The 22,607-nt window shown below is 68.1% G+C and carries 25 protein-coding genes; 15 read left to right on the top strand and 10 right to left on the bottom strand.

The window, feature by feature from the left end:
• Window positions 1-4: 4 nt before the first annotated feature.
• Window positions 5-730, top strand: coding sequence for an AAA family ATPase (locus tag E0H92_RS12745; RefSeq protein ID WP_131496326.1), 726 nt, complete (start codon window positions 5-7; stop codon window positions 728-730).
• On the opposite strand, the gene E0H92_RS12740 is transcribed toward E0H92_RS12745, so the two are convergent.
• A complete protein-coding gene (locus E0H92_RS12740; protein WP_131285169.1) occupies window positions 727-1,077 on the bottom strand; it encodes an ArsR/SmtB family transcription factor in 351 nt (116 codons plus the stop codon). The two genes, E0H92_RS12745 and E0H92_RS12740, sit on opposite strands and share 4 nt — an antisense overlap.
• Before the next feature lie 114 nt (window positions 1,078-1,191).
• On the opposite strand from E0H92_RS12740, the gene E0H92_RS12735 reads away from it, so the two are divergent.
• Window positions 1,192-2,427, top strand: a complete 1,236-nt coding sequence (locus tag E0H92_RS12735; protein ID WP_131496325.1) for a sodium:proton exchanger — start codon at window positions 1,192-1,194, stop codon at window positions 2,425-2,427.
• On the opposite strand, the gene E0H92_RS12730 is transcribed toward E0H92_RS12735, so the two are convergent.
• From E0H92_RS12730 to E0H92_RS12715, 4 genes are all read right to left on the bottom strand, one after another.
• The gene (locus tag E0H92_RS12730; RefSeq protein ID WP_131285173.1) at window positions 2,424-2,720 is read right to left on the bottom strand and encodes a WhiB family transcriptional regulator; all 297 of its coding nucleotides are present in this window, start codon (window positions 2,718-2,720) and stop codon (window positions 2,424-2,426) included. The two genes, E0H92_RS12735 and E0H92_RS12730, sit on opposite strands and share 4 nt — an antisense overlap.
• Before the next feature lie 96 nt (window positions 2,721-2,816).
• Window positions 2,817-3,320, bottom strand: a complete 504-nt coding sequence (locus E0H92_RS12725; RefSeq protein ID WP_131496324.1) for a GNAT family N-acetyltransferase — start codon at window positions 3,318-3,320, stop codon at window positions 2,817-2,819.
• The gene (locus tag E0H92_RS12720) at window positions 3,321-4,289 is read right to left on the bottom strand and encodes a zinc-binding dehydrogenase (RefSeq protein ID WP_131467604.1); all 969 of its coding nucleotides are present in this window, start codon (window positions 4,287-4,289) and stop codon (window positions 3,321-3,323) included.
• Between the two features lie 210 nt (window positions 4,290-4,499).
• A complete protein-coding gene (locus E0H92_RS12715) occupies window positions 4,500-5,699 on the bottom strand; it encodes an NAD(P)-dependent malic enzyme (protein ID WP_131496323.1) in 1,200 nt (399 codons plus the stop codon).
• Between the two features lie 200 nt (window positions 5,700-5,899).
• Between E0H92_RS12715 and E0H92_RS12710 the strand changes: the two genes are divergently transcribed.
• From E0H92_RS12710 to E0H92_RS12675, 8 genes are all read left to right on the top strand, one after another.
• A complete protein-coding gene (locus tag E0H92_RS12710; RefSeq protein WP_131496322.1) occupies window positions 5,900-6,739 on the top strand; it encodes an ABC transporter substrate-binding protein in 840 nt (279 codons plus the stop codon).
• A complete protein-coding gene (locus E0H92_RS12705; RefSeq protein ID WP_131467607.1) occupies window positions 6,736-7,560 on the top strand; it encodes an amino acid ABC transporter permease in 825 nt (274 codons plus the stop codon). Before E0H92_RS12710 ends, E0H92_RS12705 begins: the two co-directional genes overlap by 4 nt.
• Window positions 7,560-8,315, top strand: a complete 756-nt coding sequence (locus E0H92_RS12700) for an amino acid ABC transporter ATP-binding protein (protein WP_131496321.1) — start codon at window positions 7,560-7,562, stop codon at window positions 8,313-8,315. Before E0H92_RS12705 ends, E0H92_RS12700 begins: the two co-directional genes overlap by 1 nt.
• 177 nt (window positions 8,316-8,492) lie before the next feature.
• Window positions 8,493-9,395, top strand: coding sequence for an ABC transporter substrate-binding protein (locus E0H92_RS12695; protein ID WP_165549761.1), 903 nt, complete (start codon window positions 8,493-8,495; stop codon window positions 9,393-9,395).
• A gap of 8 nt (window positions 9,396-9,403) precedes the next feature.
• Window positions 9,404-10,366: an amino acid ABC transporter permease gene (locus E0H92_RS12690; protein WP_131496320.1), complete on the top strand. Its 963-nt coding sequence runs from the start codon at window positions 9,404-9,406 to the stop codon at window positions 10,364-10,366.
• A complete protein-coding gene (locus E0H92_RS12685) occupies window positions 10,366-11,142 on the top strand; it encodes an amino acid ABC transporter ATP-binding protein (RefSeq protein WP_131467610.1) in 777 nt (258 codons plus the stop codon). Before E0H92_RS12690 ends, E0H92_RS12685 begins: the two co-directional genes overlap by 1 nt.
• 96 nt (window positions 11,143-11,238) lie before the next feature.
• Window positions 11,239-11,631: an ATP-binding protein gene (locus E0H92_RS12680; protein ID WP_131467611.1), complete on the top strand. Its 393-nt coding sequence runs from the start codon at window positions 11,239-11,241 to the stop codon at window positions 11,629-11,631.
• Entirely contained in the window at window positions 11,628-12,416 is a 789-nt protein-coding gene (locus E0H92_RS12675; protein WP_131285193.1) for an RNA polymerase sigma factor SigF, read from the top strand. The genes E0H92_RS12680 and E0H92_RS12675 overlap by 4 nt, the downstream gene beginning before the upstream one ends.
• A 5-nt stretch (window positions 12,417-12,421) precedes the next feature.
• Here the strand turns inward: E0H92_RS12675 and E0H92_RS12670 are convergent, their stop codons facing one another.
• Window positions 12,422-12,757 carry a hypothetical protein gene (locus tag E0H92_RS12670; protein ID WP_131496319.1) on the bottom strand — a complete coding sequence of 112 codons (336 nt, stop codon included), beginning with the start codon at window positions 12,755-12,757 and terminating at the stop codon, window positions 12,422-12,424.
• 477 nt (window positions 12,758-13,234) lie between these two features.
• Here E0H92_RS12670 and E0H92_RS12665 point away from each other — a divergent pair, with 477 nt between their 5' ends.
• Window positions 13,235-13,486, top strand: a complete 252-nt coding sequence (locus E0H92_RS12665) for a WhiB family transcriptional regulator (RefSeq protein ID WP_130383822.1) — start codon at window positions 13,235-13,237, stop codon at window positions 13,484-13,486.
• 51 nt (window positions 13,487-13,537) lie between these two features.
• Here the strand turns inward: E0H92_RS12665 and E0H92_RS12660 are convergent, their stop codons facing one another.
• Window positions 13,538-15,016, bottom strand: coding sequence for a sensor histidine kinase (locus E0H92_RS12660; RefSeq protein WP_202873582.1), 1,479 nt, complete (start codon window positions 15,014-15,016; stop codon window positions 13,538-13,540).
• 105 nt (window positions 15,017-15,121) lie between these two features.
• On the opposite strand from E0H92_RS12660, the gene E0H92_RS12655 reads away from it, so the two are divergent.
• The gene (locus E0H92_RS12655) at window positions 15,122-16,027 is read left to right on the top strand and encodes a DUF2785 domain-containing protein (RefSeq protein ID WP_131496318.1); all 906 of its coding nucleotides are present in this window, start codon (window positions 15,122-15,124) and stop codon (window positions 16,025-16,027) included.
• Here the strand turns inward: E0H92_RS12655 and E0H92_RS12650 are convergent.
• Window positions 16,024-16,992 carry an endonuclease/exonuclease/phosphatase family protein gene (locus E0H92_RS12650; RefSeq protein ID WP_131496317.1) on the bottom strand — a complete coding sequence of 323 codons (969 nt, stop codon included), beginning with the start codon at window positions 16,990-16,992 and terminating at the stop codon, window positions 16,024-16,026. The genes E0H92_RS12655 and E0H92_RS12650 overlap by 4 nt on opposite strands.
• 79 nt (window positions 16,993-17,071) lie before the next feature.
• On the opposite strand from E0H92_RS12650, the gene E0H92_RS12645 reads away from it, so the two are divergent.
• The 3 genes from E0H92_RS12645 to E0H92_RS12635 all read left to right on the top strand — a co-directional run bounded on the left by E0H92_RS12645 (window position 17,072) and on the right by E0H92_RS12635 (window position 19,784).
• The gene (locus tag E0H92_RS12645; RefSeq protein ID WP_131496316.1) at window positions 17,072-17,365 is read left to right on the top strand and encodes a DUF3311 domain-containing protein; all 294 of its coding nucleotides are present in this window, start codon (window positions 17,072-17,074) and stop codon (window positions 17,363-17,365) included.
• Window positions 17,362-19,017, top strand: coding sequence for a monocarboxylate uptake permease MctP (gene mctP / locus E0H92_RS12640; protein WP_238173392.1), 1,656 nt, complete (start codon window positions 17,362-17,364; stop codon window positions 19,015-19,017). The genes E0H92_RS12645 and mctP overlap by 4 nt, the downstream gene beginning before the upstream one ends.
• Before the next feature lie 119 nt (window positions 19,018-19,136).
• Window positions 19,137-19,784, top strand: a complete 648-nt coding sequence (locus E0H92_RS12635) for a DUF5317 domain-containing protein (protein WP_238173391.1) — start codon at window positions 19,137-19,139, stop codon at window positions 19,782-19,784.
• Here the strand turns inward: E0H92_RS12635 and E0H92_RS12630 are convergent.
• On the bottom strand, window positions 19,746-21,029 hold the full coding sequence (locus tag E0H92_RS12630) for an HD-GYP domain-containing protein (RefSeq protein ID WP_238173390.1): 1,284 nt from the start codon (window positions 21,027-21,029) through the stop codon (window positions 19,746-19,748). The two genes, E0H92_RS12635 and E0H92_RS12630, sit on opposite strands and share 39 nt — an antisense overlap.
• Complete coding sequence (locus E0H92_RS12625; RefSeq protein ID WP_238173389.1) at window positions 21,026-22,378, bottom strand: HD-GYP domain-containing protein; 1,353 nt, start codon at window positions 22,376-22,378, stop codon at window positions 21,026-21,028. The genes E0H92_RS12630 and E0H92_RS12625 overlap by 4 nt, the downstream gene beginning before the upstream one ends.
• Window positions 22,379-22,607 lie beyond the last annotated feature (229 nt).

Below are 22,607 nucleotides of genomic sequence, written 5' to 3'. Positions count from 1 at the left end.
GGGAATGCCCTTCGCCTCCCAGCCCGTACGTCGGGTTGCCGCGGCGGAGGGCATTCGCGCGTCCGGGCACTGGCCGCACACGATCCCGGCCGTCCGCCAGCTGCTGACCGACGGACTGGATCTCGACCCGGGCGTCACGTTCCTGGTCGGCGAGAACGGCGCCGGCAAGTCCACCCTCGTCGAGGCGATCGCCGTCGCCTTCGGCCTCTCCCCCGAAGGCGGCTCCACCGGCGCCCGCCTGACCACCCGCGCGACGGAGTCACCACTCGCCGACGACCTCCAGCTCACCCGCGGCGTCGGCGCCAAACGCGCCGGGTTCTTCCTCCGCGCCGAAACGATGCACGGCTTCTACACCTACCTCGAGCACAACCCGAAGACCTCCGGCCCACCGGAGCCGGTGTTCCACGAGATGAGCCACGGCGAGAGCTTCCTCAACCTGATCAGCGACCGCTTCGTCCGCCCGGGTTTCTACTGCCTCGACGAGCCCGAGTCCGCCCTCTCGTTCTCGAGCAGCCTCGCCGTCGTCGGCGTACTCCAACGCCTGGCCGACTCCGGCTCCCAGGTCCTCTGCGCAACCCACTCCCCCGTCATCGCAGCCCTCCCCGGCGCGGCGATCATCGAGGTCGGCGAGTGGGGTATGCGGCGTACGACGTGGGACGACCTGGAGCTGGTGCGGAACTGGAAGGCGTACCTCCAGGCACCTGAGCGCTACCTACGCCACGTGCTCTAGTCGGTGTGCGGCGGTCTCGTGCGGCGGGGTGGGTCGGGGGCGAGGGTGCCGTCGGGGGCGATGTGTTCGAAGATCTGGTCGACCAGGTTGAGGACGTGGGGGTCGTCGACGGTGTAGATGTGCCGGCGGCCTTCGCGGCGGGCGGTGATGATGCCGGCCAGGCGGAGTTTGCCGAGGTGCTGACTGGCGGTGGCGATACTGACGCCGACCCGCTCCGCCAAGGTGCCGACGTCGTACTCCCCCTGAGCGGCCAGCGACACCAGGTGCAGCCGGACCGGAGCGGAGAGCATGGCGAAGGTGCCCGCGGCGGATTCGAGCTGCGCCTTCGTCGGTTCTGGGTTGGTCATCGCGCAGTCATTGTGACCGCTCGGGCGGTCTCCGGGCAGCCCGGCGTGCCGTGGTGACCACGGTCTCATACTTTCGCAATTGCGAAAGTATCGAAACGGTGGCAGGCTGGAAGCGTGTTCCGAGCCCTCCGCCCTGTTCTGCTGCTGCTCCTGGTGGCGATCCCCGCGGTCGTCCTCCGGGTCACCGGCACCCATCCGCCGGCGCTCGCGTCGATCCTGATCTTCGGCCTCGCCGTGGTCGCCGCGTCGTTCGTGCTGGCCTGGGCGGCGGAAGCGGCGGAGATGGACATCTCGGGCGGACTGGCGATCGCGCTGCTCGCGGTCATCGCCGTCCTCCCGGAGTACGCGGTGGACCTGTACTTCGCGCACACCGCCGGCTCGAACCCGGCGTACGTGCAGTTCGCCGCCGCCAACATGACCGGATCGAACCGGTTGCTGCTCGGCCTCGGCTGGTCCAGCGTCGTCCTGATCAGCCTGTACGTCGCTTCGCGGCGGAGCGGGCGCACGGTCAAGGCGCTCGTACTGGAGACCGGCTACCGCCGCGAGCTGGGCTTCCTCGCGGTCGCCGGCGTGGTCGCGTTCGTGATCCCGGTGACCGGTGAGATCCACATCGTGCTGGGGCTCCTGCTGCTCGCCTTCTTCGCGTACTACCTGTTCAAGGCGGCGACGTCGGAGCACGACGACGAGCCCGACCTGATCGGGCCGGCGGCAACGATCGGCGCGCTGCCTCAGCTTCAGCGGCGGATCACCGTCACCGCGATGTTCCTGGTCTCGGCCGGGGTGATCCTGGCGGCGGCCGAGCCGTTCGCGGACTCGCTCGTCGCGGGCGGTCACGCGCTGGGGATCGACCAGTTCCTGCTGGTCCAGTGGCTCGCGCCGCTGGCGTCGGAGGCGCCGGAGTTCATCGTGGCGCTGCTGTTCGCGTGGCGGGGCAAGGGCGCCGCGGCGCTAGGCCTGCTGATCTCGGCCAAGGTGAACCAGTGGACGCTGCTGGTCGGGAGCCTGCCGATCGCGTACGGCATCGGTGGCGGCGGTGCCGCGCTGCACCTGGACGGGAGGCAGGTCGAGGAGTTCCTGCTGACCGCGACGCAGACGCTGCTCGGCCTCGCGATCCTGCTGAACCTGCGCTTCCCGCGGTGGGCCGCGTGGACGTTGCTGGGCCTGTTCGCGATCCAGTTCGCCGTACCGGGCCAGACCGGGCGTTACGTGATCAGCGTGATCTACCTGGCGCTCGCGATCGGCGCGACGATCCACAACCGCGAGCACGTCGTGCGGACGATCATGGCGCCGTTCCGCAGCACCGAGGAACTCGCCGAGGCCGAACGCTCCGGCGAGCTCGTGAGGGTCTAGCTCGCCTGCTGTTCTTCGATGATCGGGCGGGTACGGCGTTCCTGCGGGCCGGGGCGGCCGCGGCGGCGGCCGGCGAGGAACTTCTCGCCCGCGGCGGTGCCGGTGAACTTGGTCCGGCGGGCCCACTCCCGGCATTCCTCGATCACCGGGCACGCGGTCAGGCAGATGGCCTGGGCCTTGCGCTGCTCCCACGAGCTGGCCGTCTCGTCGTACGACGGCGCCTGGCCGACACACGCGGCTTTCGCCATCCAGTTGTCGGCCGGGTCGACAATCACCGTCAAAGTTGGCCTCATGGGCTCCCCTGCTCCTCAGCGATCGGGCGGATCGGTAGGAACAGAGTGACCCCATCGCGTTGCCCCGATGCGACGCGAATGTTTCCGGCGTGAAACTTAGTGCCGGACGAGGCGGATCTCGTGGAGATCGAAGTACGGGTCGTGCTTGCCGACGCCGTCCGGTTCGAAGCCGTGGCGGCGGTAGAAGGCGCGGGCCCGGTCGTTGCCCTCGAAGACCCACAGGAACGCCGGCTGCTTGCCCACAGCAACATCGAGCAGACGGCCGCCGAGACCGGTCTTCCAGAACGCCTGCCGGGTGTAGATCGCCTCCAGCTCGAACGGCACCGGCGCATCCTCGTCACGCCCCGGCCCGATCCCCACGAACCCGGCCACCCGGTCCTGCACCGGCGCGTCCGGGTCCGGGTTCAGCGCGATCCACCGTCGCCGGCCCTCACCCAGCGGCGTGGTCCAGCGTTCGATCCGGCGCTCGAGGTTCGACGTACGCTCCAGCAGCAGGTCGGCCGCCACCAGATCGGCGTACGCCTCCCGCCAGCACAACAGGTGACACCACGCCGCGGCCTCTGCGTCGGCGGGCGTGACCGGCCGGATCTCGGGTTGCACTCAGACAGTAAAGACGATCTTGCCGAAGACGTCGCCGGTATTCATCTTCTCGAAGCCGGTGCGGGCCTCGGCTAGTGGCAGGACCGTGTCGATGTGCGGTGAGATCCCGGCGTTCGCCATGAACTGCACGAGTTCGGCGAGCTCGGTGCGGGTGCCCATCGTCGAGCCCTGGACCCGCAGTTGCAGGAAGAAGATCCGGTTCAGCTCGGCGGACTTCGGCGCCTGGCCGCTCGTCGCGCCGGAGATCACCAGCGTGCCGCCCTGCTTCAGCGACTTGAGCGAGTGCGACCACGTCGCCTGCCCGACCGTCTCCATCACCGCGTCGACCCGCTCCGGCAGCCGCGCCCCGGACTCGAACGCGTCGTGCGCCCCGATCTCGACCGCCTTGGCCCGCTTGCCCTCATCGCGGCTGGTCGCCCACACCCGGATCCCGGCGGCCCGCGCGAGCGTGATCAGCGCCGTCGCCACGCCACCGCCCGCACCCTGCACGAGGACCGTGTCACCAGGCTTCAGCCCCGACTGCGTGAACAGCATCCGGTACGCCGTCAGCCACGCCGTCGGCAGGCACGCAGCCTGCTCGAAACTCATCCCGGCCGGCTTCGGTACGACGTTCCGCGCCGGTACGGCGACCTTCTGCGCCAGCGTGCCCTGGTACCGCTCGCTCAGCAGCGACCGCTTCGGGTCCAGCGTCTCGTCGCCCTTCCACGCCGGGTCCGAGACCACCGCGTGCACGACGACCTCGTTCCCGTCCGGGTCCACCCCGGCCGCGTCACACCCGAGGATCATCGGCAGGTTCTGCTCGGCCAGCCCGACCCCCTTCAACGACCACAGATCGTGATGGTTGAGCGCAGTCGCCCGTACGTCGATCGTCACCCACCCGTCACGGGCCTCGGGCTCCGGCCGCTCCCCCACCTCCAGCGCGGCGATCGGGTTCTCGGCGTCGAACTTGGCGGCATAAGCAGCAAGCATGCGAACCACCCTAGGCGGTGGTCCGCCCCAAGTCAGTGTCCGACCTCACCACCGCGCCACCCCGTCACCGCCTCGCCCTCCCACCGTGCCGCATTTGCCTGGCTGACCAGGGAGATTGGGGGTTTGTGACCCACAACCAGGGTCACAAACCCCCGACGGCGTGGGTGGGCCAGGCAAATTGGTGGGTGAGCCAGGCAAATGGGGAGGGGGTCAGGCTCGTGCTACGCCGTCGGTCTCGGCGGCTGCGGCGACGGCGGCGGAGACGGCGGGGGCGACGCGTTCGTCGAAGGGGGACGGGATGATGTAGTCGGGGCGGAGGTCGGACTCGGCGATCAGGTTGGCGAGGGCGTCGGCGGCGGCGAGTTTCATGCCTTCGGTGATGCGGGAGGCGTTCGCGTCGAAGGCGCCGCGGAAGATGCCGGGGAAGGCCAGCACGTTGTTGATCTGGTTCGGGAAGTCGGAGCGACCGGTGGCGACCACGGCGGCGTGCCGGTGGGCGATGTCCGGGTGCACCTCGGGGTTCGGGTTCGCGAGCGCGAAGATCATCGCGTCGTCGGCCATCTGCGCGACGGCCTCCTCCGGGACGGTCCCGCCGGACACGCCGAGGAACAGATCCGCACCCGCGAGCGCGTCGACCAGCCGGCCGGAGATCCCGCCGGTGTTGGTGTCCCGGGCGAGCGACAGCTTCACCGGGTTCAGGTCGGCGCGGTCCTCGTGCAGCACGCCCTTGCTGTCGACCACCGCGAGGTCGCCGACCCCTGCCTGCAAAAGGATCCGGGCACACGCGACCCCGGCCGCACCGGCGCCCGAGATCACCACGCGGATCTCGGAGATCGACTTTCCGGTGACGCGCAACGCGTTGCGGAGCGCCGCGAGTACGACGACCGCCGTACCGTGCTGGTCGTCGTGGAAGACCGGGATGTCGAGCCGCTCCTTGAGCCGGCGCTCGATCTCGAAGCAGCGCGGCGCGGAGATGTCCTCGAGGTTGATCCCGCCGAACGACGGCGCCATCCGCGCGACCGTCTCGACGAACTCGTCGACGTCGGTGCAGTCGAGCGCGATCGGCACCGAGTCGACGCCGCCGAACTCCTTGAACAGCAGGGCCTTGCCCTCCATCACCGGCAGCGACGCGGACGGGCCGATGTCGCCGAGGCCGAGGACCGCCGTGCCGTCGGTGACGACCGCGACCACGTTCGACCTCCAGGTGTAGCGCCGCGCCAGCGACGGATCCTCGGCGATCGCGGTGCAGACCCGGGCGACGCCGGGGGTGTACGCCTTCGACAGGTCGTCGGCGTCGTTGACGTGGATCGAGGACGTGACCTCGATCTTGCCGCCGCGGTGCAGTTCGAACACCGCGTCACCGGCGTACTGGTCGGAGGGAACGGGGGACTCAACAGCCTGGGCGACCATGCGGGGACCCTTCGGGGAAAATCGAGCGGAACATGCGGTGGTGGGCGTTCGATGAGGGTGCGTCGAACGGCGCCGTTGCCAGGGGGTCACCCGTCGGTCGAGTAAACCACAGGCCCAACTGGTCTGCTGTGAGGGGTCCCACATCGCCGCGGATGTGCCAGGATTCTCGGATTCCCAACCCCTGTCGAGGAGAATCCGCGATGAACATCGTCCCCACTCTCCGCAAGCGCCGCGTCCAGGCGATCGCCTCGGTCGCCGTCCTGGCGCTCGCACTGGCCGCCTGCGGTAGCGACTCGGACTCCGGCGGCTCCGAGGACAAGGCGAAGGCGGCGGGCATCACGCTGGTCAAGCCCGGCAAGCTGACCGTCTGCACGCACTTGCCGTACAAGCCGTTCCAGTACAAGGACGGCACCAAGGTGGTCGGCTTCGACGTCGACCTGCTCGACCTGGTCGCCCAGGACCTGGGCCTGGAGCAGGACACCGTCAACATCGAGTGGTCCCAGGTCACCTCCGGCGCCGCGTTCCAGGCGAAGAAGTGCGACATGGGCATGGGCGCGATGACGATCACGCCCGAGCGCCAGGCCGCGATCAGCATCACCGCGCCGTACATGGACGCGACCCAGGTGCTGATGGCCAAGAAGGACTCCGGCATCAAGTCGCTGGCGGATCTGAAGGGCAAGAAGCTCGGCGCGCAGGCCGACACCACCGGCAAGAAGTACGCCGACGAGAACGCCAAGGCCAACGGGTACACGGTGATCCCGTTCAACGACCTCGCGCTGCAGACGAACAACGTGAAGTCCGGCCGGGTCGACGCCGCGATCAACGACAACGGCGTGCTGTACGACTTCGTCAAGGAGAACTCGGACATGGCGGTCGTCGCCGAGTTCAACACCGGTGAGCAGTACGGCTTCGGCGCGCTCAAGGACGGCAGCGGCCCGAAGCTGGTGGAGAAGTTCAACGAACTGCTGACGAAGGCCAAGTCGGACGGCAAGTACAACGAGATCTACAAGAAGTGGTTCGGGGTTGAGCCGAAGAAGTGACCACCCCGACCGATACCCCCGTTGAGCGGAAGGGGCTGAGCCCGCGGCAGCGGGCCCAGCGCTCCCGCTGGATCCAGTACGCCGTCCTCGTCGTCCTGGTCCTGGCCGCGGCGTTCAGCGCGAACTGGGGCCAGATCGTCAGCGTCTTCTTCAAGCCGGAGTTCATCAAGTCGACGTTCCAGGACGGCGTCCTCCAGGCGCTGGTGAAGACCCTCGAGTACACCGCCGGCGCGTTCGTCATCGGACTCGCCGGCGGCACACTGCTGGCGCTGATGAAGCTCAGCCAGGTCGGCCCGTACCGGTGGATCGCGACCGGCTACATCGAGTTCTTCCGGGGCCTGCCGGCGATCGTGGTGTTCATCGCGTTCAGCCTGCTGCCGCTGGCGTTCCCGGGGATGACGATCCCCTGGGACCCGTACGGCGTCGTGTGGCTGGCGCTCGGGATCGTGGCCTCGGCGTACATGGCCGAAGTGATCCGGGCCGGCATCCAGGCGGTGCCGAAGGGCCAGGTCGAGGCGGCCCGCTCGCTCGGGATGCCGGCCGGGGTCGCGATGCGGAAGATCGTGCTGCCGCAGGCGTTCCGGATCGTGCTGCCGCCGCTCACCAACGACCTGATCCTGCTGGTGAAGGACTCCTCGCTGGTGTTCATGATCGGCGTCGCCGCGGACGGGTACGAGCTCACCGGTTTCGGCCGGGACCTGGCCAACACGTACTCGAACCTGACCCCGATCGTGGTCTGCGGGTTCTGCTACCTGCTGATCACCCTGCCGCTGGGCCTGCTGGCCCGGAGGCTCGAGCAGCGGACGGCGAGGACACGCTGATGGCACTGGTCGAGATCCACAACCTGCACAAGTCGTTCGGCAGCAACCATGTCCTGCGCGGTATCGACTTCACCGTCGAGCAGGGCGAGGTCGTCTGCGTGATCGGCCCGTCCGGGTCCGGCAAGTCGACGCTGCTGCGCTGCGTGAACCTGCTGGAGACGCCGCAGGTAGGTCAGGTGATCGTCCGCGGCGAGGACATCACCCATCCGGACTGTCACCTGGACGAGGCCCGCCAGCAGATCGGGATGGTGTTCCAGCAGTTCAACCTGTTCCCGCACCTGTCGGCGCTGGCCAACTGCACCGTTGCCCAGCGCACCGTTCTCAAGCGCCCCGCGGACGAGGCGAACCGGGTGGCCCGCGCCAACCTGGAGCGGGTCGGGCTGAGCGACAAGATCGACGCGTTCCCGGCGCAGCTGTCCGGCGGCCAGCAGCAGCGGGTGGCGATCGCCCGGGCGCTGTCGATGGACCCGGCCCTGATGCTGTTCGACGAGCCGACGTCCGCACTCGACCCGGAACTGGTGGGCGACGTGCTGACGGTGATGCGCAAGCTCGCGCTGGACGGTATGACGATGCTCGTCGTCACCCACGAGATGGCGTTCGCGCGCGAGGTCGCGGACCGGGTGGTGTTCATGGACGGCGGTGTGATCGTCGAGCAGGGACCGCCCGCCGAGGTGATCGGCGACCCCAGGGAGGAGCGCACCCGCACCTTCCTGCGGCGCGTCCTGGACCCGACCCACGTCGAGCCGACGCCCTGAAACCGGCCGATCCGGTGACGCTGCGTGCCCGGTTGATCGCCGGGCACGTAGCGTCACGACGGCCAAGCTACGAATAGGTCTCTGTTCGGGGTTGGTCCGTGCGCGCTCCGCAGGTCGCTGTGTCAAGATGCGGACACATGGCACCGGGCCGACCGGTGCCCGGTTTTGGAGGACCAGATGTCTGTCCTGCGGAGGACGCTGGCGCTGTCCGGTGTCGTGGTTCTCGCAGCCGCCGGGTGCGGCTCGAACACTCTCGAAGGTAGTACGCCCAGTGCCTCGTCGAGCGCCTCCTCCAGCGCTCCGGCAAGCAGTGGCCCGGACCTCAGCGGTTCGCTGCCGGCCAAGATCAAGTCGGCCGGCAAGATCGTCGTCGGCGTCGACGCCAGCTACCCGCCGAACGAGTTCCTGCAGGGCGGCAAGACCGTCGTCGGCATGGACGTCGACCTGTTCAACGCGGTCGCGCAGAAATTCGGCGTCACGGTCGACTGGCAGCCGGCCGGCTTCGACACCATCATCACCGGCGTACAGAGCGGCAAGTACGACGTCGGCGTCTCGTCGTTCACGATCAACGACAAGCGCAAGGCGCAGGTCAATATGGTCAGCTACTTCAACGCCGGCACCCTGTGGGCCACCGCGAAGGGCAACCCGAAGGGCGTCAAGGCCGACGACGCGTGCGGCAAGACCGTCGCGGTGCAGAAGGGTACGACGCAACTCGAGGACGACATGCCGAAGCGGCAGGCCGCGTGCAAGGCCGCCGGCAAGCCGGAGATCAAGCTCGTGGTCCGGGAGAAGCAGGACCAGGCGACCGCTGACCTGGTGGCCGGCAAGGCCGACGCGATGCTCGCCGACTCCCCGGTCGTGCTCTACGCGATCAAGCAGACGAACGGTCAGCTCGAGCAGCTCGGCGACATCTACGACGCGGCGCCGTACGGGTACGTGGTCCCGAAGGCGGAGACCCAGTTCGCGCAGGGGATCGTGCAGGCTCTGCAGGCGCTGAACACCGAAGGCACGTACAAGAGCACGCTGCAGAAGTGGAACAACGACTCGGGTGCGCTCACCGACTTCGCCGTGAACCCGTGAGCTGAATCATGAGTACTGAGACCGAGGCCCGGCCGGCGGACGCTGCTCCCGACCGGCCGGGGGCGATCAACGCCGTCCCGGTGCGGCATCCCGGGCGCTGGGTGGCGATCGCGGTGATCGTCGTCCTGGTGGCGATGCTGGTGCACCTGCTGGTCACCAACAAGGCGTTCGACTGGAACTTCGTCTTCGAGGCGATGAACCAGCAGCCGGTGATCAACGGGTTCCTCAAGGGCACCCTGCTGGTCACCGTGCTGTCGATGGTCGTCGGCGTCGGCGGCGGTGTGGTGCTGGCCGTGATGCGGCTGTCGGACAACCCGATCCTGTCCGGGGTGTCGTGGGTGTTCACCTGGTTCTTCCGGAGCATCCCGCGATACATCCTGCTGTTCACGATGGGCACGCTCGGGATCCTGTTCCCGCAGGGCATCGCGTTCGGGATCCCGTTCGACTGGAAGATCATCGACTGGCTCGGGATGTCCGGCGACTGGCGGTTCTTCACCCTGGACGCGAACCAGGTGTTCACCGGGCTGGTCGCCGGTGTCATCGGGCTCGGGCTGTCCGAGGCGGCGTACATGGCCGAGATCGCCCGGGCCGGGATCATGAGCGTGGATCCGGGCCAGGCCGAGGCCGCGGAGGCGCTCGGGATGAGCCGCGGCAAGGTGATGCGCCGGGTGGTGCTGCCGCAGGCGATGCGGGTGATCGTGCCGCCGACCGGCAACGAGACGATCGCGATGCTGAAGGACACGTCGCTGCTGCTCGCGGTCCCGGTGATCGGCGAGCTGTTCTACCAGCTGCAGTCGATCGGCAGCACGTACTACAAGACCTTCCCGATCGCGGTCGCCGCGACGCTGTACTACCTGGCCGCGACGAGTGTGCTGATGGTCGGGCAGTACTTCCTCGAGCGGCACTTCGGTCGCGGTTTCGGGAACAAGGCTCCGCGGGCCGCCCGCCCGGCCGGCGCAGGAGGTGCGTGATGCCACTCGTTCATGCGGTGAACGTGACGAAGTCCTTCCACCACAACGAGGTGCTGAAGGGGATCGACCTGGACGTCGACCGCGGTCAGGTGGTGTGCCTGCTCGGTCCGTCCGGCTCCGGTAAGACGACCTTCCTGCGGTGCATCAACCAGCTCGAGACGATCGACGGCGGCCGGATCTGGGTCGACGACGAGCTGATGGGGTACGCCGACCGCGACGGGAAGCTGTACCGGCTGAAGAACAAGGAGATCGCGGCGCAGCGGCGTGAGATCGGGATGGTGTTCCAGCGGTTCAACCTGTTCCCGCACAAGACCGCGCTGGAGAACATTGTCGAGGCGCCCACGCAGGTCAAGGGCGAGTCGAAGAAGACGGCCCGGGAGCGGGCGATGAAGCTGCTCGACCGGGTCGGGCTCGCGGACCGGTGCAACGCCTACCCGGCGCAGTTGTCCGGCGGCCAGCAGCAGCGGGTGGCGATCGCGCGGGCGCTGGCGATGCAGCCGAAGCTGATGCTGTTCGACGAGCCGACGTCGGCGCTCGACCCCGAACTGGTCGGTGAGGTGCTCGCGGTGATGCGGGAGCTCGCCCTGGACGGGATGACGATGATCGTGGTGACCCACGAGATGTCGTTCGCCCGGGATGTCGCGGACACGGTCGTGTTCATGGACGGCGGCGTCGTGGTCGAAGCAGGCCCGCCCAAGGACGTGATCGGCAACCCGCAACACTCCCGCACCCAGGCGTTCCTGTCCCGCCTACGCTCCGAACACGAACACCCCTAGAGCACTTTCTTTCCCTTGGTCGGGCCGTTCGCCGTGCATCAAGCTCGTTGAGGTTGGATGATGTACGGCGTGGTGGGTCGATACGAGGGAGACGATGTGAGCAGCACGGGACGAGCCGCCGAGGTCCGCCTGAGTATCCCGGCGGACAGTGCCTACATCGCCGTACCCCGGTCGGTGGTCGGAAACCTCGCGGCCCGGAACGACTTCACGCTGGACGCCATCGACGATCTCCGGATCGCGGTCGACGAGGCGTGCGCGCTGCTGCTGCCGCAGTCTGCCGACGGTGTGCTGGAGTGCGTCTTCGAGGTCGATCCGCCCCAGTTGACGGTGCGGACGAGTGCCGTCGTACCCGACGGCTGGCAGCCGGACACCACCTCGTTCGGCTGGACGGTGCTGACCGCGCTGGTGGAGTCGGCCGCCGCCGAGACCCTCGACGGCCGGCTGACCATCACCGTGACGGCCACGGCAACCGCGACGGAGAGCGCGTGACGGACGAGCGCGGCCCGGAAAACCAAGAGTCCCCAGATCTGCGTACCCGGACAGCCGCGTTCTTCCGGCAGATGGCGGCCGGGCCGGCGGATCCGGGGTACGCCGGGGCGCGCGAAGGCCTGGTCGCGCTGCACATGCCGCTGGTGGAGCACCTGGCGCGCCGGTTCCGTAACCGGGGCGAGCCGTACGACGATCTCGTCCAGGTCGCCACGATCGGGCTGATCAAGGCGATCGACCGGTTCGACTCGGACCGTGGCGTCGAGTTCTCGACGTACGCGACCCCGACGATCCTCGGCGAGATCAAGCGGTACTTCCGGGACAAGGGCTGGGCGATCCGGGTGCCGCGCCGCCTGCAGGAGCTGCGGTTGTCGCTGACCGCGGCGACGGCGGAGCTGACCCAGGAGCTCGGCAGGGCGCCGACGGTGGCGGAGCTGTCGGAGCGGCTCGGGCTCTCACCGGACCTGGTGATCGAGGGCCTGGAGTCCGCGAACGCTTACAACACCTTGTCCTTGGACGCTCCCGATCAGAACGAGACGGATGCGACCACGGTCCTGGACGGCCTCGGGGGCGAGGACGAGGCGCTGGAGAGCGTCGAGTACCGGGAGTCGCTGAAACCGCTGCTGGCACAGCTCGACACCCGGGAGAAGCGGATCCTGACGCTGCGGTTCTTCCGCGGGATGACGCAGTCCCAGATCGCCGAGGAGATCGGGATCTCGCAGATGCACGTCTCCCGGCTGCTGGCCCGGACGCTGACCGAACTCCGGGCCGGCCTGCTCAAGGAGTAGTACCCCTAGAGCACCGGGTGATCGTTGGAGCCACCACCGATCAGGGCGTCGAAGGATGCCTTCTGGAACAAGCAGACCAGGACCGCGACGGCCAGTACGGCGAGCACGACCGCGATCGTCGGTGCGCCGCCGTTCCAGACGCTGTACGCGACCAGGAGCTGGATCAGCTGCGTGAACACCGTCGGGCCGCGGCTCCAGCGACGGGCCCTCCACAGGCCGCGGACGGCGACGAACCCGAGCCCCGCGCCATACAGGATGAAGAAGGCTGTCGTGGTCAGGCCGAGCACGAGCCGGGAGCTCTGAATCGTCAAGGCTTCGGCAATTCCGAGAACGATGAGCACAAGCCCTTCCACAGCGACCACTGCCGCGGCTAATTTGAGCGGTCTCGGGACGGCGGCAACTGGGGAGTCGGTCGGCACTTCGCCAGCTTAGTAGCCCGGTTCGGTGGACGGTCCTCGAGAGGTTCCGCCAACCCCAGCCCCACAGGGATTTGAGGTTGTGCGTAACCAAAAGAAGGTTGCAACGGTTACTTGCAGTGAACGGGTGCTTGCGGAAGGGCCGCTCTGTCCGATAACCGGATGGAGAGAACCGCCGCGCTCCAGTTCGAAGTGTTAAGGAAGCGTTGTGATCGGATCGACAACTGCATAACCCTTGTTTCGATCCCCCAAGATTGGGAACATGGTCTCGTTCGTGAATGCGTTCACAACGAACGCGGCACCAACCCCCCGTGCCACACGAACCGACGAGTACAGCACCGCTGTTCGGGTACAGACCTAACCGGCAGCATACGTCAACTACTGAGAGAGATGGGATCCGCCATGGATTGGCGCCACCGGGCCGTATGCCTCGACGAGGACCCGGAACTGTTCTTCCCCATCGGTAACACCGGGCCGGCGATCATGCAGATCGAAGAGGCCAAGCAGGTGTGCCGACGCTGCGACGTGCGTGAGCAGTGCCTGGCGTGGGCTCTCGAAGCCGGCCAGGACCACGGTGTCTGGGGCGGCCTGAGCGAGGACGAGCGTCGCGCTCTGAAGCGCCGCAACGCCCGCCAGCGCATCCGTACCGCCTGAGCAAGTCCTCTTTCGAGGCCCCGCGGAAAGTACCGCGGGGCCTTTGTGTTTCTAGTCCTTGACCGGGATGTCCAGGGTGACCTGGGCGCCGGGGCGGCCGTCGTGGCGGGCGCCGAAGACGAGGGTTCCGTCCAGTTCCCCGATGACCAGGGTGCGGACGATGGACAGGCCGAGGTTTCCGGACAGTTCGGAGTCGAAGTTCGCCGGCAGTCCGGACCCGTCGTCGATCACATCGATGTGCAGCCGGCCGACCGAGCGTTCGGCGGTCAGCTCGATGGTCCCGCGCGCCGCTCCCCCGTCCCGGGCCCCGAACGCGTGCTCCACCGAGTTCTGCATCAACTCGGTCAGCACCATCGCCAGCGGCGTCGCGATCTCCGAGTCCAGGACGCCGAACGATCCGCTGCGCCGGGTCTCCACCGCCGTCGCCACCGTGGACACGTCCGCGACCATCGCGCCGACCCGGTCGGCCACGTCGTCGAAGTCCACGTGCTCGTCGAACGACTCCGACAGCGTCTCGTGGACGATCGCGATCGACCCGACCCGCCGGACCGCCTCGGCCAGTGCGACCTGTCCTTCCGGCACGGTGATCCTTCGGGCCTGCATCCGGAGTAACGCGGCGACGGTCTGCAAGTTGTTCTTGACGCGATGATGAATCTCCCGGATGGTCGCCTCCTTGGTGACCAGCTCCCGTTCCCTGCTGCGCAGCTCCGTGACGTCCCGGAGCAGGATCAGCGCGCCGACATGCTGCCCGTCGGCCCGCAGCGGGATCGCCCGCAGGAACAGCGTGGCGTCGGAGTTCTCGATCTCAATCTCCTTGGCCGCCCGCCCGGTGACCACCGACGCCAGGACGTCGTCGACCTTGTGCCCGGCCTGCAGGAGGTCCGCGGTCACGTCCTTCAGCCGCGAGCCGACGAGGTCGGTGACGAGGCCCATCCGGCGGTACGCCGACAACGCGTTCGGGCTCGCGAACGTGACCATCCCGTGCCGATCGACCCGGATACAGCCGTCACCGACCCTTGGCGTCGTGGACAGCAGCCGTTCCCCGCCGTACGGGAAGATGCCGTCGGTGATCATCCGGGCCAGGTCCGTCGCGCTCTGCAAGTACGCGATTTCCAGGCGGGACGGCGTACGGACACCGAGCAGGTTGGTGTTCCGCGCGATCACCGCGATCACCCGCGAGCCCCGGCGTACCGGGATCGTCTCGACGCGGACAGGTACGTCGTCGCGCCATTCCGGGTCGCCCTCGCGGCAGATCCGGCCGCCGTCGTACGCCTGGTCCAGCAGGTGCCGGCGGCCGCGCGGGATGAAGCTGCCGACGATGTCGTCCAGGTACGCCGTGGGTCCGGTCGTCGGCCGCATCTGCGCACCGGCCCAGAACCCCAGGCCTTCGGTGTCCGGCAGCCAGAGCACCAGGTCGGCGAACGAGAGGTCGGCCAGCATCTGCCAGTCCGAGACGAGCAGTTGCAGGCGGTCCAGGTCGGCCTGGTCCAACGTGGTGTGGTTGCGCGCCACATCGCTCAAAGACGGCACGACCCGATGGTATCGATCGGCTTATACCAGCGGTCGCGGTGGTTCGCTCGACAAGTGGGTGTAGGTAGGTGTTGATTGATCAGGCACAGATGAAAGGATGCTCGGGTGGAGTCGACGTACTGGCAGGACGTGATGGCCGCGGACTACGCGGTCCCGCACGACCGTACGCTGACCGAACTCACCGAGGAGCTCGTGCGCGGCCTGGCGAGTACCAACCCGCAGGTCCGTGACGCCCTGGCCTACCCGACGCTCGCCACCTGGCTGGAGCGCGGGGTGTACGACGACCTGCTGCCGGGGTTCGGGGACGGCCTCTGCGCCGGGCTGAACTACGGCCTCGGTGAGGACGGCACCGACACGGTCTTCCGGCGCTCGTTCACGGCGCTGACGCTGGCGGAGGTGATCCACCGCGACAACGCCGAGTTCCTCGTGCACGACGAGGTGGTGATGCGCTGGGGCGACCGGCTGGCGACCTGGCTGCTGCGGGAACGCGACCTGCGCGGGTACGTGTCGGACTGCGGCTGGGCGCATGCCGTTGCCCACGGCGCCGACGCGATCGGCGCGCTGGCGAGGTCCAGGCACTGCGACGCAGGCGTCCTGCGGGCGCTGCTCGACGTCCTCGCGGACCGGATCGTCAAGGACACGCCGTACCGCTGGGTGCACGAGGAGCACGACCGGGTCGCGCACGCGGTGATGACGATCCTGCACCGGAACATGCTGACCAGTGACGAGCTCGAGCGCTGGCTGAAGCCGATCGCGGCGACCGCGGCCGAGCAGCCGTTGATGCACGAGACGCTGCCGGAGTGGCCGACTCCGAACGTGTTCAACGCCCGCGGCGTCCTGCACGTCCTGCTCAGCCAGCTCGCGATCGGTGTGAAGGGCTTCCCGATCCCGGGCGACGACGACCTCTTCGGACGCCCGATCGAGGCGCGCGCCGACCTGCTGCTGATGCTGACCGAAGCGGTCCAGTCCTCACAGCCGTACATCTACCGGCCGGCCACCAGTTCGTCCTAGGGCAGCAGTGCCGCGGTGGCGACGACGGCCCGGTGGTCGGTGCCCTCGATCGGGTACGTCGTGAACTGGCCGGGCTCGAACTGCCGCGACACGACCACGTGGTCGATCTGCGTCCGCAGTACGGCCGGCTGATCCGAGGGCCAAGTGCCGTGCAACCCGCCGCCCACGGTCGGGCCGATGCTGCGGCAGTAACCGCCCAGCGCGTGCCGGAAGTCCGCGTGGTCGAGGGTCGCGTTGAAGTCGCCCGCGACAACCGTCGGCGGGGCCTGTGTGCACCATCGGCGCACCGTTTGCAGGTCGGTCTTCCAGGTGGTCACCGAGTCCGGCAGCGGCGGGAAGCCGTGGTACGCGACCAGTTGGATCGCGCCGAGATTTCCACCCGTCACGACGATGTTGCCGAAGCTCGTACCGGCCTCGGACGCGAACGCGACGTTGCCGAGTGATGCCGACACCAGCACGCTGGTCGCGCTCTCGACGGCCCGGCTCGGCTGGGCCGTGAACCCCTTGTACTGCTGGTCCTGCAACTGCGCCCGGATCTCCTCACGGACGTCGACCTGTGCCTCCGGCAACGACACCAGGTCGGGTTTGCGGTCCCGGATCACCTGCGCGACGTCCGCGGCCCGGGCGCCCCCGCCCAGCACGTTGGCGACCATGATCGTCAGCACCCGGGCCCCGGCCGGCGCCGGACGCGCGTCGGAGAACTGCCGCGGCGCGATCAGTGCTGCACCGACCAGCGCCAGTACGGCGATCAGGGCGGCCGCGATCCGCCAGCCCCGGCGTACCAGCATCAGCAGGGCCAGCGCCAGGACGACCGCCAGTTCCTGCGGACGGAAGGCCGCGAGCTGCGCGAACGGCGTCACCTCGTCCAGCCCGAACAGCTCCGGATAGAGCGGCACGGCAACAACGACCAGGAACAGTACGGACAGCACGACGCGCCGTACGAACCATGCCTTTTCGTTATCCATGCACCAACCTGTGGTCTAGTACGCGCTGTTGCCGAACGGTAGCGTGCTGCGTTGCGCCTTTGTCCCGAGGAGGTTTGCAGTGTCCCGATTGTCCGCGGTCAAACCCGCGTACTGGATCTCCGGTGTGCTTCTGGTGGTGGCTGTCGTCGTACCGCTGCTGGTGCCGACCTACGCCAAGGTGGACCCGCACCTGTGGGGTTTCCCGTTCTTCTACTGGTACCAGCTGATGTGGGTCTTCCTCTCCGCGATCCTGGTCAGCATCAGTTACAAACTGCTCCGCACCGAGGAGCGCAAGCGGCGGGCAGCGCAGGGACTTGGTGACCCTGACGCCCCCGACGCCGATTCCGCCGCGGCGAAGGAGGGTGACCAGTGAACACCACGGTCGACTGGGTGCAGCTGACCATCGTCGTCGTGATCTTCGCCGGTGTCACGGCGATGGGCTTCATGGCGTCCCGCTGGCGGAGCGCCGGCCACCTGGACAACCTCGACGAGTGGGGTCTGGGCGGTCGCGGCTTCGGCACGTTCATCACCTGGTTCCTGCTGGGCGGCGACCTGTACACGGCGTACACGTTCATCGCGGTCCCCGCGGCGATGTACGCGACCGGCGCGATCAGCGGCTTCTTCGCGGTGCCGTACACGATCGTGGCCTACCCGATCGTGTTCGTCTTCATGGCGCGGCTCTGGTCGGTCTCGCACCGGCACGGGTACGTGACGCCGGCGGACTTCGTCGGCGGCCGCTACGGCAGCAAGGCGCTGTCCCTGGCGGTGGCCGTGACGGGCATCCTGGCCACGATGCCGTACATCGCGCTGCAGCTCGTGGGTATGCAGGCCGTGTTCGAGACGATGGGTCTCGGCGGCGAAAACCTGCTCGCCAAGGACCTGCCGCTGCTGATCGCGTTCGCGGTTCTCGCGGCGTACACGTACTCCTCCGGCCTGCGCGCGCCGGCGATGATCGCGTTCGTCAAGGACATCTTGATCTACGTGGTGATCCTGGTCGCGATCTTCTACCTGCCGCACGTGCTCGGCGGCTGGGACGCGATCTTCGGTTCCGCGCAGGAGAAGCTGGCCAAGCCGAACCCGGCGACCGGCAAGCCGACCGGCGCGTTCATCCCGGGCGACGCCGGCTACGTGTCGTACTGGACGCTGGCGCTCGGATCCGCGATGGCGCTGTTCATGTACCCGCACTCGGTGACGGCGGTGCTGTCGACCAAGACGCGGAACGTCGTACGGCGGAACGCGACCCTGCTCCCGGCGTACTCGTTGCTGCTGGGTCTGCTCGCCCTGCTCGGCTTCATGGCGATCAAGGCGAACGTCAACGTGAAGGGCCTGGACGGCCTCGCGAACCCGCAGCTGGCGATCCCGCGGCTGTTCGACCAGGAGTTCCCGTCCTGGTTCGCGGGGATCGCGTTCGCGGCGATCGCGGTCGGCGCACTGGTGCCGGCGGCCATCATGTCGATCGCGGCCGCCAACCTGTTCACCCGCAACATCTACCGCGACTTCATCAAGCCGTCCGCGACGCCGGCCCAGGAGGCCAAGGTCTCCAAGCTCGCGTCGCTGCTGGTGAAGGTCGGCGCGCTGGTGTTCGTGCTCGGCATGGACAAGACGGTTGCGCTGAACCTGCAGCTGCTCGGTGGAATCTGGATCCTGCAGACGTTCCCGGCGATCGTGGTGGGTCTGTACACCCGCTGGTTCCACCGGTACGCGCTGCTGGCCGGCTGGGCGGTCGCGATGCTGTACGGCACGATCACGGCGTACAACGTGGTGAACCCGGCGACCAAGAAGCACTTCGGTGGTTCGATCGCGAACATCCCGTTCACCAACACCCCGGCGTACATCGCGCTGACCGCGTTCGTGCTGAACCTGGTCGTCGTGATCGCGCTGACGGTGCTGTTCCGGGCGATCAAGGTGCCGGACGGCAAGGACAGCACGCACCCGACCGACTTCACCGCGGACCGCGGAGACCCGGGCGTGAAGGATCTGCCGGAGATCATCGACGAGGGCGGGGCGGCCACCGCGAAGTCCTGAGGTGATTTAGCGACGGCGGCCCGGGGGTTCCGGGCCGCCGTTACGTTTTGCGGTTAAGTCGACACGCTGCGGGGTCAGCTTGCCCGGTTTCGGGCCGTTGATTCGGCAGAATCGCACACGTGCTGCTGGTCCTCCTCGTCATGGTGCTCGCTGCCGGGGCGGCGATCGCGACCGGCGGACGGTTCGGCCGATTGGCCGGCACTACGTTGACCGGCGTGCACTGGCTGGCCGCGGCGGCGATCGGACAGCTCCTCGGGTCCCTCTTCGGCGGTACGGCGTACCCGGTCGGACTGATCGGGTCGGCGGTCTGCATCGCGGTCTTCCTGCGGATGAACCTGCGGCACGCGGGCGTCGGCCTGCTGGCGCTGGGGTTCTTCAGCAACGCCGTCGTCGTCGCGCTGAACGGCGCCATGCCGGTGTCGCTGAACGCGTTGGCGCGGGCCGGTGTGAGCGGCGCGGTCGTGACCGATCCACGGCACGAGATCTCCGGCTCCGCGACGCGGCTGCAGTGGCTCGGCGACGTCGTACCGGTGGCGCTTCCCGGTCTGGGACAGGCGATCAGCCCAGGCGACGTACTGATCGCCGCCGGTGCCGGTCTGCTGCTGTTCGCCTTGATGGGCGGCTCGGGGCGCGTCCCAGCCACGACCGCACCGGTGTGGGCCGAACTGGAGCCCTGCGCCGGTACGCCGGCGTTGCTGCACCTGTCCCCGAAGGCGAGCCGGGAACTCTCAGAACCTGAAGCCTCGCCCGACGATGCGGCGGAGTGACTCGACCACGACCGGGTCGTACTCCGCGCCGATCCCCAGCCCGATCGACTCCATCGCCTTGGCCGGCGACTGTCCCGACCCCTCGCCGACGAGCTGTTCGTAGGCCAGGGCAACGTTCACGATCCCGCTCTCCACCGGGATGGCCGAGTTGTTCGCCCGCCCGTGCCGGTACGGATCGTTGGAGTGCCGGACGATCTCCGCGACGTGATCCAGTACGCCGGACCGCTCGATCACCGCCGCCCCGATCTCCGCCGCCCGCTGCCGCTCCTCCCGCGTCCGGAGCAGCGACGCCCCACCAGGACTAGGATCCGCCAGCGCCAACTGACCGACCCCCGACAGCAGAGCGGCGTACTCCAACGCCTCCATCCGCGCCGGCGTCAACCCCAAATCGTTGCCAATAGCCACCGCCAACGCCGCAGTCCGCGCATTCTGCCCCGGACTACTGAACCCAGCAATCTCCGTACTCCGAGCCATCGACCGCACCGTAGCCCGATAAGTCCGCTGCGCCGACGAATACCGCCAAAACGCAAACTGCGTCAGCAACAACGGCACGAGGACAACCGGAGGACCCCAGAGTCCGAGCAAGGCCGTCGCCGCTGCCAGCAGCATCCCGGTGATGCCCATGGCCAGCCCGATCCTCGTCATGACGGACAACTCGTCCCGAAGGGCCGCCGGAAACGGGCGGTTGTAGCGCTCCGTGGCCTGCCCGGCGCCGATCAACGCATCGCTGACGCCTGCGCTCAACACAGCCGCCAGCATGGCGCCGGCGATCCAGATCGCCTCCTGCCATTGGCCCGTCCAGACCAGGTCCCGGGTCGTCAGCGCAGCGAAAACGACCGCCGCGCAGGCTACCGAGACACCACGGCGGCACGACACGACGATGTCCCACCACAGCCCGGCGATCGCCCGTGGGACGATCCCGGCCGCCGTCGCGACGGCCGTGACCGCGATGACCTGAGCGACCTCCGGAGGAACGGCGACCGACGGCCCGCGCAGTACGGCGTACGCGAGGGCGGCGCTGGTCGCGATCGGGGCGCGGTTGCGGATCCTGTCGACGCGGAACTGCACCATCTCGCCCACCGCGATCAGAGCACCGAAGATCAGCGCGTACTGCCACTCGGTGACGCCGTGCCGGGCCGTCATCACGATGGCGATCAGCGCCAGCGCACAGCCGGTCGCGACGATGACCACGCCGCTCCCCATCCGCCGAAGCTCCAGCCCCTCGGTCATGGCGTTGCCGGTCATGAAGCGGGTCCTGCCGCGTTGCCCGAGGCGCCGCCGCCGCTGCCCAGACTGAGGTCGTCGTGGTCGATCGCCGCCGTCACCGAGGCGTCCGGCGCCGGCTGGTCTACTGCGCTCTTCCAGCCGCGGATCCGGATGACCTCGACGAACGCGTCCACCAACTCCGGGTCGAAATGCGAATACCGGTCATGAATCAGGATGTCCAGCGTCTCCTCGACATCGCGGGCCGGCCGGTACGACCGGGTCGACGTCAGCGAGTCGAACGCGTCGACGATTCCGATGATCCGCGCGAAGTACGGGATGTTGTCGCCGCTGAGGCCGGCCGGGTAGCCCGTCCCGTCGTACTTCTCGTGATGATGCAGGACCGCGGACTTCACTTCCTCCAGGAACGGGATGTTGCCGATCAACTCGACGCCGCGCGCCGGATGCAACCGGATCGCGTCCATCTCGGAGTCGTCCAGCCGCCCAGGTTTCTGAATGATGCTCGTCGGTACGCCGACCTTGCCGACGTCATGCAGCAACCCGGCGTGCTCGAGTGCCTGCTGCCTGTCCTCGGGAAGGCGGAGCTGGCGGCCCAGCATGCCGACGCCTTCGCTCACCCGCTCGGAATGTCCACGGGTGTAGAGATCCTTGGTCTCGATGACCTGGATGAAGGCCCGCATCGTCGCCGCCTGAGCACGGCGTTCGGCCTCGTACTGCGACAACGCCCAGCGGCTCACGTACAGCGGGATGAAAATCAGCAGAACGGACAGGAAATTCAGTCCGGACAACCAGGCGACGGCAAGAAGGAGGCCGAGGAGGCCGTAGCCGAGCAGCGAGGGCGAGGTCGGCAGTGCGACCTTGCGAAGGAACGCGAGCGGGGTCGGGTCTCCCGGCTCGAGCGAGAGCACGACACACAGCAGCAGCGCGTTGACGACAAGCCAGGTGGCGTTGGCCGCAGTGGTGCTCCACACCGCATCCCACGGGTGCCGCAGCACATCGTCGCCGATCGGTCCGCCGGCCAGGTTGAACACAGCGCCACCAGCGGCAGCGCAAATCACGGACTGGGCGCCGTTGAAGATCTTCTTCTGCAACGGATGTCGCCGGTCCTGGCTCAGGGCGCCGACCGCACCGACGAGGATCGCGGAGCTGACACCGGACAGGAGATACAGGGCGATGACGACGACATAGTCGAGAGACGTTCGGTAGATCTGCCCGACGCGTGGCCGGAGCACGGTTCCGGCAAGCATCAGGAGACCAAGACAGACCGCCGGCGCGTCCAGCCGGGCGTTCGCCACGGCGAAGCCCAGAATCACCGCAGCAGTGATCGTTGTCACGACCACCACAAGCTGAAGCAGCACGCGCCGATTCACGGGCGCAACGCTACCCGTACTGCCGTCATCGGACTACCAGTCCCAACCACTAGTAGCCACGGAACTCCTTGACCCAACGCTCGTAGGGATAAGGCACTGCAACAGGGCAGTTCCGAGAGCGGACTACCAGTCCCAACCATCACCAGACATGTCACACCTCCGTTCAGCGCTCGCAGTCTTACGCCCCGTAGATCGACGGGGCGCAGGGGGGCAGACAGCACGTCGCTGA

The sequence above is a fragment of the Kribbella speibonae genome (genome assembly GCF_004331375.1).
GTDB lineage: Bacteria > Actinomycetota > Actinomycetes > Propionibacteriales > Kribbellaceae > Kribbella > Kribbella sindirgiensis.
This window is presented reverse-complemented; position numbering and strand designations above follow the sequence as displayed.

Excerpts from the sequence above, each read along its gene's own strand:
- E0H92_RS12745 (WP_131496326.1), top strand. The coding sequence starts at position 5 with ATGCCCTTCGCCTCCCAGCCCGTACGTCGGGTTGCCGCGGCGGAGGGC.
- E0H92_RS12740 (WP_131285169.1), bottom strand. The coding sequence starts at position 1,077 with ATGACCAACCCAGAACCGACGAAGGCGCAGCTCGAATCCGCCGCGGGC.
- E0H92_RS12730 (WP_131285173.1), bottom strand. The coding sequence starts at position 2,720 with ATGAGGCCAACTTTGACGGTGATTGTCGACCCGGCCGACAACTGGATG.
- E0H92_RS12720 (WP_131467604.1), bottom strand. The coding sequence starts at position 4,289 with ATGCTTGCTGCTTATGCCGCCAAGTTCGACGCCGAGAACCCGATCGCC.
- E0H92_RS12715 (WP_131496323.1), bottom strand. The coding sequence starts at position 5,699 with ATGGTCGCCCAGGCTGTTGAGTCCCCCGTTCCCTCCGACCAGTACGCC.
- E0H92_RS12710 (WP_131496322.1), top strand. The coding sequence starts at position 5,900 with ATGAACATCGTCCCCACTCTCCGCAAGCGCCGCGTCCAGGCGATCGCC.
- E0H92_RS12700 (WP_131496321.1), top strand. The coding sequence starts at position 7,560 with ATGGCACTGGTCGAGATCCACAACCTGCACAAGTCGTTCGGCAGCAAC.
- E0H92_RS12695 (WP_165549761.1), top strand. The coding sequence starts at position 8,493 with ATGTCTGTCCTGCGGAGGACGCTGGCGCTGTCCGGTGTCGTGGTTCTC.
- E0H92_RS12690 (WP_131496320.1), top strand. The coding sequence starts at position 9,404 with ATGAGTACTGAGACCGAGGCCCGGCCGGCGGACGCTGCTCCCGACCGG.
- E0H92_RS12685 (WP_131467610.1), top strand. The coding sequence starts at position 10,366 with ATGCCACTCGTTCATGCGGTGAACGTGACGAAGTCCTTCCACCACAAC.
- E0H92_RS12665 (WP_130383822.1), top strand. The coding sequence starts at position 13,235 with ATGGATTGGCGCCACCGGGCCGTATGCCTCGACGAGGACCCGGAACTG.
- E0H92_RS12650 (WP_131496317.1), bottom strand. The coding sequence starts at position 16,992 with ATGGATAACGAAAAGGCATGGTTCGTACGGCGCGTCGTGCTGTCCGTA.
- E0H92_RS12630 (WP_238173390.1), bottom strand. The coding sequence starts at position 21,029 with ATGACCGGCAACGCCATGACCGAGGGGCTGGAGCTTCGGCGGATGGGG.